The sequence below is a fragment of the Roseovarius amoyensis genome, from assembly GCF_003260265.1.
In the GTDB taxonomy this organism is placed as follows: Bacteria; Pseudomonadota; Alphaproteobacteria; order Rhodobacterales; family Rhodobacteraceae; genus Roseovarius; species Roseovarius amoyensis.
This window is the reverse complement of sequence record NZ_QITQ01000046.1, coordinates 1-9,895: the sequence shown is the minus strand read 5'-3', so window position 1 is coordinate 9,895 and position 9,895 is coordinate 1. Positions and strand designations below refer to the sequence as shown.

9 protein-coding genes and 2 pseudogenes are annotated in these 9,895 nt (G+C 63.6%); 3 read left to right on the top strand and 8 right to left on the bottom strand.

Annotation, left to right across the window (positions count from 1 at the left end):
• Positions 1 to 638 (bottom strand): acetamidase/formamidase family protein (locus DL899_RS18405; RefSeq protein WP_204355359.1); only part of this gene is annotated, 638 nt, incomplete at its 3' end.
• Between the two features lie 277 nt (positions 639 to 915).
• Here DL899_RS18405 and DL899_RS20000 point away from each other — a divergent pair.
• Positions 916 to 1,038, top strand: a pseudogene (locus DL899_RS20000) (IS6 family transposase); the annotation flags it as partial.
• A gap of 164 nt (positions 1,039 to 1,202) precedes the next feature.
• Entirely contained in the window at positions 1,203 to 2,549 is a 1,347-nt protein-coding gene (locus tag DL899_RS18395; protein ID WP_111735792.1) for a ferredoxin reductase family protein, read from the top strand.
• Positions 2,550 to 2,603: 54 nt separating this feature from the next.
• Here DL899_RS18395 and DL899_RS18390 read toward each other — a convergent pair whose 3' ends face one another.
• The 7 genes from DL899_RS18390 to DL899_RS18360 form a co-directional block, all read right to left on the bottom strand.
• Positions 2,604 to 3,464 carry a TauD/TfdA family dioxygenase gene (locus DL899_RS18390; protein ID WP_162685655.1) on the bottom strand — a complete coding sequence of 287 codons (861 nt, stop codon included), beginning with the start codon at positions 3,462 to 3,464 and terminating at the stop codon, positions 2,604 to 2,606.
• A gap of 46 nt (positions 3,465 to 3,510) precedes the next feature.
• Entirely contained in the window at positions 3,511 to 4,302 is a 792-nt protein-coding gene (locus DL899_RS18385; protein WP_111735790.1) for an SDR family NAD(P)-dependent oxidoreductase, read from the bottom strand.
• The gene (locus DL899_RS18380) at positions 4,299 to 5,735 is read right to left on the bottom strand and encodes an AMP-binding protein (RefSeq protein ID WP_111735789.1); all 1,437 of its coding nucleotides are present in this window, start codon (positions 5,733 to 5,735) and stop codon (positions 4,299 to 4,301) included. The genes DL899_RS18385 and DL899_RS18380 overlap by 4 nt, the downstream gene beginning before the upstream one ends.
• The gene (locus DL899_RS18375; protein ID WP_111735788.1) at positions 5,735 to 6,322 is read right to left on the bottom strand and encodes a thermostable hemolysin; all 588 of its coding nucleotides are present in this window, start codon (positions 6,320 to 6,322) and stop codon (positions 5,735 to 5,737) included. The genes DL899_RS18380 and DL899_RS18375 overlap by 1 nt, the downstream gene beginning before the upstream one ends.
• A 99-nt stretch (positions 6,323 to 6,421) precedes the next feature.
• A complete protein-coding gene (locus DL899_RS18370; RefSeq protein WP_111735787.1) occupies positions 6,422 to 7,777 on the bottom strand; it encodes a sensor histidine kinase in 1,356 nt (451 codons plus the stop codon).
• A complete protein-coding gene (locus DL899_RS18365) occupies positions 7,774 to 8,451 on the bottom strand; it encodes a response regulator transcription factor (protein WP_111735786.1) in 678 nt (225 codons plus the stop codon). The genes DL899_RS18370 and DL899_RS18365 overlap by 4 nt, the downstream gene beginning before the upstream one ends.
• A gap of 12 nt (positions 8,452 to 8,463) precedes the next feature.
• On the bottom strand, positions 8,464 to 9,057 hold the full coding sequence (locus DL899_RS18360; protein WP_162685654.1) for a DUF6134 family protein: 594 nt from the start codon (positions 9,055 to 9,057) through the stop codon (positions 8,464 to 8,466).
• Positions 9,058 to 9,309: 252 nt separating this feature from the next.
• On the opposite strand from DL899_RS18360, the pseudogene DL899_RS19995 reads away from it, so the two are divergent.
• Positions 9,310 to 9,469 (top strand): annotated as a pseudogene (locus tag DL899_RS19995) (IS6 family transposase); the annotation flags it as partial.
• Positions 9,470 to 9,895: the final 426 nt, after the last annotated feature.

Genomic DNA, 9,895 nt, shown 5'->3' with positions numbered 1-9,895 from the left:
AAAATCACACCACGTGCCACAACAACGATCCCACGAAATCTACCGCTTCGCGATACAAAACGCCTTGTTTTGTTGACCTGCGCCAAACGAAATCCGGAAAAATCAGCCGCGAACTGTCGAAGTTGGGTGGGCATGGTGACACCCACGCTGCGGGTCTCGTCAAAGACGACGGTGTATCCGTGAACCACCTCGAACGGCTTAACGGGATTGCCGCACTTGTCGCACCGTACCGCGTCCGGCCCGATCCCTTCGACATGGGTTTCGGGCCAGAGCGCGTCGCAATGTGGACAGCGGGCCGCGACGTAGGGATCACCGAGGCAGAACCCTTCGGGCGACGAATCGTGTCCTGACGCGGTGGCGATGGCAGTCACGGTGATGTCGCGGATGCGGATCGCCAGCGCATCGCCCGGCTCTGCGCCGTTCACGTAGACCGGTTTCGTCACCTCATGCCCGCCGCGAAGACGCGGGGTGATCATTGGCCCCCAGCATCCCGGCGCGGTATTGGCGATGATTGTGCCGCCGTCTTCGAGCGGGCCCAGCATCTGCTGCGACGGGTCCAGAATGCCGTTGGTGAATTCCTGCACGACAAGACTGCGCTGCGCTGCGCCAGTCGCGGACCCTGTTCGATCTTTTGACATGGATAGTCTCCTGTCCGGGATTGGCACCAGTCAGGCTACGGTCGACGCTGGTTCAGCGAAATCGATCAACTGCGTTCTTCGGAACTGTCACGAGTGCCGAAAAATGCAGCTGCGAAAGGCGATCTGCAGCAATAACGGTACCGTTAAACATGTGTACCCTCGGCCAAAGAAGAAGGCGAGTCAATCGGTTTGGGAACCTGACACACGGTGGATAACGGGGGCTCTGTCAGAGAAGCCTGACTTGCAGCGGCGATCACGGAACCGCAGCCATGCAAACATGACCAGTCGCACGTCATTCAAGCACTTCAAAACCAGCCGAAAGATCATCCGCCTGGCGATAATGCCGTACATCCGGTTCCCGCTTTCACGCCGGCACATAGAGCACCTGCTGCACATCCGGCGCGAGCGAGGTCATGGGTGCAGTATTGTCTGAAAAGCGTTCCGCAAACACGACGGAATGCCGTGGCGCGCGCGTATGACCGAATGTAGCACACCCCCCATCGCTGGCCTCGCGGATATTTGCCGTAACGCGACAGGTCGTGGGGAAGCAGGAAAGAAAGAATAATGACACGAATGAATAAGCGATTGTTCTGGGGCTTCTGGATTGGCCTCAGCGCGCTCTGGCTTGCCTTGAACCTTGATATGTTTTCCACCACCGGCCTGTTTGCCCTGCGCCAGTTCTTCATGCAGTGGTTGGGCGTGCTTGCCATCGCGGCGATGAGCGTGGCGATGGTGCTGTCGTTGCGCCCGCGCTGGCCCGAGGTCCGCCTTGGCGGGCTCGACAAGATGTATCGGCTTCACAAATGGCTCGGGATCGGGGCTCTGGGGCTGGCGGTCTTTCATTGGCTGTGGTCCGAGGCGCCAAAATGGGCCGTCGGGGCGGGGCTCCTCGATAGTCCGCAGCGTGGGCCACGCCCGGAAATCACCGAACCCGTGCGCGCCTTTCTCGTCTCTTTGCGCGGCACGGCCGAGGGGCTGGGCGAATGGGCTTTCTACGGCGTGGTGATCCTGCTGGTCATCGCGCTGGTCAAGCTCGTTCCCTATCGGCTTTTCCGATACACGCACCGGGCTCTGCCGGTGGCCTATCTTATGCTGGTTTTTCACTCGGTGGTGCTGGTCGATTATGACATGTGGTTCACGCCGCTCGGCCCGGTACTGGCCCTGCTGATGCTTGCGGGCAGCTATGCGGCGCTTGTCTCGTTGCTGGGGGCGATCGGGCGTAACCGCCGGGTTTCGGGCGAAATCACGGCCATCCACAGATTTCCGGGCGTTCGGACACTGGAAACCGATATCCGGCTTGGCGCCGGTTGGCCGGGGCACAAGGCCGGGCAGTTTGCCTTCGTCACCTCGAACCGGTTTGAGGGCGCGCATCCCTATACCATCGCCTCTGCCTGGAACCCGGATGACCCCAGGATCACCTTCGTGACCAAGGCGCTGGGGGACCATACATCCAGGCTCCCCGAAAGGCTGAAAAAGGGCCAGTGGGTGAGGGTCGAAGGCCCCTATGGCTGCTTTACCTTCGATGATGGCCTGCCGCGCCAGATCTGGGTCGGTGCGGGCATCGGCATCACCCCGTTCATTGCCCGCCTGAAAGAGCTGGCCGCCGCCGGGCCTGACGCCGTGCGCCCCGAGATCGACCTGTTCCATTCGACGCGGGAGGTTGACGAGGCGGCGTTGGAACGCCTGGCCGCCGACGCCCGTAACGCCAATGTCCACCTGCATGTTTTGATCGACGACCGCGACGGTCACCTCAGCGGCGAACGTATCCGGGCGGATGTGCCGGGCTGGCGAGATGCCGGCCTGTGGTTCTGCGGGCCAAGTGGCTTTGGCAAGGCCCTGCGGGCCGATTTCGCCGCGCAGGGCATGGACGTCGAAAACCGCTTTCACCAGGAACTTTTCGAAATGCGGTGATCTTGATGCGGGTCGAGGGCGGCAATCCCGCCGCCCTCTGCCTTTGTCGGGTGCTCAGATCCTGCCCATGCCGATGAAAAGCTGGCGATCCGTATCCTTGATGGCGCGGCGGCCGTGCATGACGCGGGTGTTGTCGACCACCGCGATGTCGCCGTCCTGCCAGTTGATCTCGACCGTGCAGCTTTCGGCCAGGTCGCGTAATTCCTCTATCTCGTCTGGCGATACGCGCGCCCCGTCCTCGAGCGTGTAAACGGGGGGCTCATAGTTGTGGGACGGCCCGAGAATGGCGTTGGCAAAGGCCTGCCCATCCGAAATGGACGAAGGCCGCACCGGCAGGACCGTCAGCTCGTAATCCATCGAGCCATCGTCGCGCAGGGTGAAGTCCTGCCCGGGGATCGCGGCCTTGAACTGGAGGATATGCTCCTCTTGCACCTCGTCGGGATGGCTGATGGCGGGGTGTTCATTGGCAAGGTAGCGTTTCCACAACTCTTCGGGCAGGTTGCGTTTCACTCTCATCCTCTGGCTCCAGCGCGCTTTTTGTCGCGCGTCGAGCTTGTCGTATATCTCGCGCCCGTCACAGATGGTGGTTTGCGACCCCTCAAAGGCAGCGCGGGTACAGTAAAAGGCAACCACGTCCGGGCAGACAGGCGTGTTGCCGTTCTCGATGTGCAACCCGATGGGGCCGAGTCCGGCATCGACCTTCTGGATGTTTTTCTCGGAATGTTCGCGCGCGGGATCGAAGGTGATCCTGGTACAGAGTTGCGCCGTCAGGTCGCTGAAACCGCTTAGGTCGGTTCTGAAACCGCGCAGCAGGGCCCAACCGTCGCGGCCAAGGTTTTCGCGGGCCTGCGCAACCACCTCTGCGGTGATCTCGGGGGCGCCGCGTTCGCTTGCCCGGATGACATTGTATTTCATTTCCATGTCCTTGTCGTTTGTCTGTCCGGGGCTTGAACCTGCGGGCTTACGTCTTGCTTACAGGCTCCAGCGCGCTGAGCGTCCTGGCATCGCGGGCCTGAGCCCCCACGGATCTGTCGATGAGCGAGGGAAAGAGGCGCTGTAGCGTGACAAAGATCCTCTCCTTGCCGCGTGGAAAGCTTTCGCGCCGCCCGGCCTCGATGGCGCGCCATGCCTCGCTTGCCACGCGTTCGGCATTGTCCAGCGTCATGGCCAGCGGTTCGACCAGCGCGGCAAACTCGGCTTCCGCAGCGGTGCGGGTGGCGCGCGGAGCGATATAGGTGACGCCTATGCCCGAACCCGACAGTTCCCGCCGGAGCGCATCGGAAAACCCTCGCAGGCCGAACTTGGTGGCCGAGTAGGCTGCGAAGAACGGATAGGCGATATCGCCAAAGACCGACCCGATATTGACCACCCGACCACGCGCGGCCCCGAGTGCCGGCAACAGGTCGCGGGTCAGGGCGATGGGCGCAACCAGGTTGGTGGCGGCCATCCGTTCCAATGCCTCATCCTTCATGTTTCGCAGGTGGCCGACATCCAGCGTGCCCGCATTGTTGACGAGCACGTCCAGCCGGCTGCCCGCGGCCTCGACGATGTCGCGCCGGCCCTCGGGTGTCGTTACATCCGCCACCACGATCCGGGCGTCGGTACCGGGGAAAAGCCCCCTCGTTTCCAAAAGCGTCCCCTCGGTGCGCCCGACCAGAATCGGGTCATAGCCCCGGCGAACGGCCTCGATGGCCAGTGCGCGGCCGATGCCCGCGCCAGCGCCGGTGATGAGGGCTGTCGGGGCCTGTGTCATGATGCGCGTCTTTCGTCTTGATGCGGATAGGAAAGGGGAACCGCCGGCCTGGCATTCGCGATGGCGGCTGCCACCTTGCGGTCGGGTGTGCCGGCAGGGAAAAGGAGGTTTGGCTCTGACGGATCGGCAGGGATCAGCCCGGAAGGGCGGGCATAACCTGGCAGGTCGCCAAGCATGTTGGCAATCTCGCCGGGTGTGACCGGCGCGGCCAGCACCGCGACAAGCAGCAATGCGCCATCTCTGTCCCGCAGCGTCAACGCCGAGCTGACGACGCGCGGATCGCCATTCACCCTGGCCTCGACCCATTCGGGCGAGATGTTGCGCCCCGCCGGGGTGATCAGCAGCGCATCCTTGCGCCCCTCGACCACCAGACACCCGTTATCGAAATGACCCAGGTCGCCGGTATGCCAGCGTGCTGGGGCGGGCGGCCCGCCAAGGTAGCGCTCCATCACGCTGGGGCCGGCGACGGTGATCTCGCCGTCGATGATCTGCACGTCCAGACCATTCAGGACCGGACCCACGGTGCCAGGCACGTTCGCACCGGGGCGGTTCATCGCCACGACCGAACAGCATTCGGACAGGCCATAGCCCTCATACACGGGAATGCCCGCTGCTTCGGCCGCGCGGATCAGGGCGGGCGGCGATGCCGCGCCGCCGACCGCGACGAAACGCAAGGAGGAGGGGGCGGGCGGGCCGCCGCTTTCGATTTCCGCCACCCATCGGCCCAGCACGCCGGGTGCCAGCAGGCTGGTGGTGGGGCAGATCTCGGCCATGGCGCGGGTCAACCCGTCTACCGGCCCACCCAGAAGGGCGCGTGTCGCGTCACTACGCATCACGCATTCGGCGCCGGCAAGGATCGGCAGGAAGATGCCGCAGATCTGTTCCAGCAGTTGCGCCAGCGGCAGGACGGACAGGTGCCTGTCCTGCGGACCGGCGCCAACGACCTCGCTCAGCGCGGCAAGCGAGGCGCCCAACTGCCTGTCGCCGATCACCACACCCTTGGGTCGCCCGGAAGAGCCCGAAGTATAGATCACCCGCTCGCCGCCGCCGGGATATTCCGGCAAGGCGACCTGCGCGGCGTCGGGCGCGATCACCGGCAGCGCCCACGCCCCGCGCGCGTCGGGGCCGGCGGCGATGATCGCGCCCGCCCCCGTTTCCCGCAGGATATGTGCCACCTGTTCACGGCTGAAAAAGAACGGCAGCGGCACCTGCCGCTTTCCCGCCAGCGTCAACGCCAGGTCGGCCACGACATAGTCGATCCCGCCCGGCAAGGCGATGGCGACCGTCTGCGGCGCGGTTTCCAGCCGCCGGGCCAGGCCGGCCACGCGCCCCGCCAGACCGGCCCAGGACAGCGTGCCGGCATCGTCGCGAAAGGCCGCAACGCCGGGGCGTTCGGTCGCGTTGCGCTGCAAAGCCTCGAAGACGGGCCGCATCAGGACGCTTTCCGCCGCAGTTTGGCCATTTGGTTGCGTGGCGACAGCTGGACCGGGGCGAATTGCCGGTCGGCGCAGGCGCAGACCCACGGGTCATGCGCATAGTAGCTGCCCCAGCTATCCGATGCGGCGATGCGCGACGGGTCGGCCGGCGCAAGCCTGGTGTAATCAAGTCTGGTCCTGTCCAGCAGGCGGCGCAGGCTTGCGGTCGCGGTAAAGACCCCGCAGGTCATGCCCCGCGCGCGCCCCCAATCCACCATCACGTCAAGCATTGCCAGCACCGGAAAAGGGGTTGTCGAGGCCAGCGACACCACCTCCATGATCCGGTCCCTGGGCGTGGGCTGGTCATCTGCGCCCAGCAACGAGCGGCCGAAGCCACCATCGAGATAGGTATCCGAAAAGAACCCGTCCCTGGCCGTGCGCAGCCCGGCCGCGCAAAGGATCTGTCCACTGCGATTCTGCACCGTCACGAGCCGCGGCGCGAACTCGGTGATCATGGCGCCATAGGCCTCTCGATACACGTTGCGGATGTGCCGCTCTGCCGCTGCACGGGCGGGGCCTTCCCTTGTCAGAAAGTCGATCTTCATGGCGGGCCAATCTCGCTTTTGGGTGCAGGAGTTGACCCGGGTCTGGCCCGCCAGACTTACCAGAGGCTTACAAGGGGCGGGGACGGATGAATTGGCCCGTCAAGCTGCCGTGAAGAGGATGGAAAAGACACTGCCGCCCCCCTCGCGATCTTCGATCGAGGCGACGGCACCATGGGCCTCGGCCACGGACTTGACAATGGCCAGCCCGATCCCGGCCCCGTCATGTCCGTCTGCCGAACCGCGCCGAAAACGCTGGAAGAGGCTGGATATCTGCGCGTCGGGGATGCCCCGTCCGCGATCCAGGACCCGCCAGCCGGCAGGGTTGTCGGTTATCTCGATCTCGATTTCGCCGGGCCCATCGGTGTGGTTGATCGCGTTGCGCAGGAGATTGTCGAGGGCGATGGCCAGCAGGCCGGCCTGGCCCTTTACCGTGACGCTTTGCGCCCCCGTCACCGCCAGTCTCTTGCCCTCTCGCAGGGCCGCCACGCCTTTTTCCTCGGCAATCGCCAGCGCGATCTGCCGCAGATCGACGTCGTCAAAGGCTGTGACGCCCAGCGCCTCGGCGCGTGAAAGGTCGATGATCTGCTCGAACATCTGCTCCAGCCGCAGCACATCCTGGCGCAGGTCGTTTTTCAGGCTGCCCTCTTCCATCCTGTCGATCGCGGAACGCAGCACCGCCAAAGGCGTGCGTATCTCGTGCGCGACGTTCGAGGAAAAATCCCGCTGCGCCCGATAGCCCTGATCCAGACGGTCGAATGCCTCGTTCACCGCGTGAACCAGGGGCACGATTTCGGTCGGCAATTGCCCGGTGGATAGCCTCTTGTCGGTCGATCCGGGGCCAATTTCTTCGGCCTCGCGCGAAATGCGGCTGAGGGGCAGCAGCGCGCGGTTGATCGCCAGCACGGCGGCAAAGAGAATGGCGGCGATACCGATGACCACCCATCGGATCTCTTCCGCGACCTCGTGCAGCAGCTCGGAAAGGTGGCCTCCCCCGCCGGGCTGCACGGCGGTGGACACCAGCACGACAAAGCGCTGTCCGTCGCGCTTGACGGCCCGCGCGGCACCGGCCCGCATATCGCCGAATTCGACAAAGAGCGGCAGGCCGGTAGTCGCGCCGGCAATCATGTCCGTCAGCCCGTCCGCGGCCTCACCGCCGACAAGCGGCTGCATCTTTGCGTCGAAAACGGTATAGCGATAGCGGCCGCCATCACCGCGAAAGCGCAGCGCGCCGGCGTCAAGCCCCAGCTCTGGTGCGTCCGGCCTTATCTGCGCGGCCACTTCCGCAGCCTCGAGCGCAAGCGCGGCCTTGCGATTGTTTTCCAGGTGTTCGTAGAATTCGAGGATCAGGATCACCGAGGCCAGGGCAAAGCAGAACACGAACGCCAGCAATATGTTGACGACGAGCCTCCGCCGGAGCGAGCGCGCCTCACCAAAGAACGCCGCCAGACCCTTCACGCGCCGTCGTCTTCCAGGACATACCCGATGCCGCGCAGGGTATGGATGGCGATGCTGGCATTCAATTCCGCCAGCTTTTTCCTGAGCCGATGCGTCGCCACCTCTATGGCGTTGGGGGTGGGCGGAGCGTCAAACCCGTAAAGCGCATTCTCTATCGCGTCCTTTGACAGTATCCGCCCCTTGCGGCGCATGAAAAGCTCCAACAGGTCCATCTCGCGCCGGGAAAGTCGCGCCCATGTCGCGCCAATCTCGACGCTGCGCTCGGCGGTGTCGAAGGTGATGTTGCCGGCGGTCAGCGTCACCCCCAGCGCCCCGCCGGGGCGGCGCAACACCGCGCGTATGCGGGCCAGAAGTTCGGCCGCATCGAACGGTTTCACAAGGTAGTCGTCCGAACCCGCATCAAGCCCGTTGATCCGGTCTTCCAGCGCATCACGGGCTGTGCAGATGATGAATGGCACCTCGGGTTTGACCGCCTTGACCGCCTTCAGCACCGACATCCCGTCGATATCCGGCAACCCCAGGTCAAGAATGATGGCGTCGTAATCATAGGATTTGGCCGAATGCACCGCATCCTCACCGCAATCGACCCAATCGACGGCAAAGCCGTTGGCCCTGAGGCTGGCAGAGATGTTCTGAGCCAGCCTTTCATTGTCTTCGACATACAGCAGCCGCATGGGGCGCGTGTCCTATTTTCGGACGTAAGTCACCTTGGAACCATCTTCGGCCGTAAAGGAGACATGCGCAAGGTTGCCCTGTGCATCATACCACAGGTCGCGGCTCAGATCGCCCGAAAGCCGGTAGTGATGCGCCGGGATCGCGCCGCCGCGGGTGACGACCTGTTCGGTTCCCAGGTCGCTGACCCGGATCTTCATGACGCTGCCATCAATCGTGTTGAGCAGGCTGTTGACGCGCAGGATGTCGTCGTTCCACAGGCTGGCCGGCAGCGCGTCCTTGCCGTCTGTGGACAGCTGGTGCGGGGTGCCGTCGTCATTGGTGGCCGAGCGTACCGACCTCAGCGCGCCATTGGCCCAGGATTCCACGCTCTTGTGCTGAAAGCTGAAGGCGGTGGTGCGGATGATCGGCACCTTGACCGCGATATCAGTTTCGACGTTCACGGTCAGCGCGTCGCCCGCCCCCGAAAACCGATAGCTGTGATCACCGATATCCTTGCCCTTGCGGACGACGTCGAATTCCAGTTGTCCGCCGGCAGGGATCGACGCAGCGTTGAGTGAGGTCGCGAGGGCAAGTGTCAGCCCCGCCGCGAGGGAAAGAATGCGCATGTCCGGCTCCTTCATTGTTATGCACCCGTGGTGTCGAAGGGGGTGGTGAACGACCCGGCTTACAACAGGCTTACACCTTTCTGCCTTTTGGGGCCGAAGTAGCGGGGCAGGCTGTTCAGGCAAGGTCGCTTGCCTGCTACGGAAACCCGTACGATTGGTTGCACCGGCGGTCGAATATCGTGGACCCCCGACCAAGGTCATGTCAGAGGAACCCAGCTTGAGACCGGCTGTCCGTGGCCCTGCCCTGCCCCCATGTCAAAACGCGATCCGTTCAAGTACTTAAAAAACCAGTCCCGAGATCATCCGCCTGGCGGTGATGTTGTACATCCGATTTCCGCTATCGCTGCGAAATGTCGAGGATATGCTTTACGAGCGTGGCCTCGATAACAGCCATGAATCCGTTCGCTACTGGTGGAACACCTTGGTGAGACGGGTTCGAATTGGTCTGACACCACCAAAGCAAATGATCGGGTAGCATCGGAAGGCGCCAACGGCTGAGTGGTGCCCGTTTAATACGGGCCTGGCTCGCATTGCAGTTGTACCCGTTCCACCCTAGAGCCTGTGTTGTTGGATATGGCCATCGGGTCCCGCGCCAGTGCATGGCGTCCGCACCGAGCGATAAACCCGCCTTGCCTATCCCGGGTCACCTGAAAAATTCGCTTGCATCGCTGGCCGGCAGCATGTAGCGCTCAAATCTGAGCGATTATGTCGAATGCGCTTTCCATTGCTATTCCGTTGCCCCCAAGGCGCCCTGCAGGCAGTTCTTGTGCGGTAGCCTGTCCGAGGTGCCCCGAATGACCAACCAGCGCGACAAGCTGCGCGAGGATGCGAAGTTCCG

Bases quoted from the DNA above. Each gene is read 5' to 3' on its own strand.
- DL899_RS18390 (WP_162685655.1), bottom strand. From the start codon at position 3,464: ATGAAATACAATGTCATCCGGGCAAGCGAACGCGGCGCCCCCGAGATC.
- DL899_RS18360 (WP_162685654.1), bottom strand. From the start codon at position 9,057: ATGCGCATTCTTTCCCTCGCGGCGGGGCTGACACTTGCCCTCGCGACC.
- DL899_RS18375 (WP_111735788.1), bottom strand. From the start codon at position 6,322: ATGAAGATCGACTTTCTGACAAGGGAAGGCCCCGCCCGTGCAGCGGCA.
- DL899_RS18385 (WP_111735790.1), bottom strand. From the start codon at position 4,302: ATGACACAGGCCCCGACAGCCCTCATCACCGGCGCTGGCGCGGGCATC.
- DL899_RS18365 (WP_111735786.1), bottom strand. From the start codon at position 8,451: ATGCGGCTGCTGTATGTCGAAGACAATGAAAGGCTGGCTCAGAACATC.
- DL899_RS18395 (WP_111735792.1), top strand. From the start codon at position 1,203: ATGACACGAATGAATAAGCGATTGTTCTGGGGCTTCTGGATTGGCCTC.
- DL899_RS18380 (WP_111735789.1), bottom strand. From the start codon at position 5,735: ATGCGGCCCGTCTTCGAGGCTTTGCAGCGCAACGCGACCGAACGCCCC.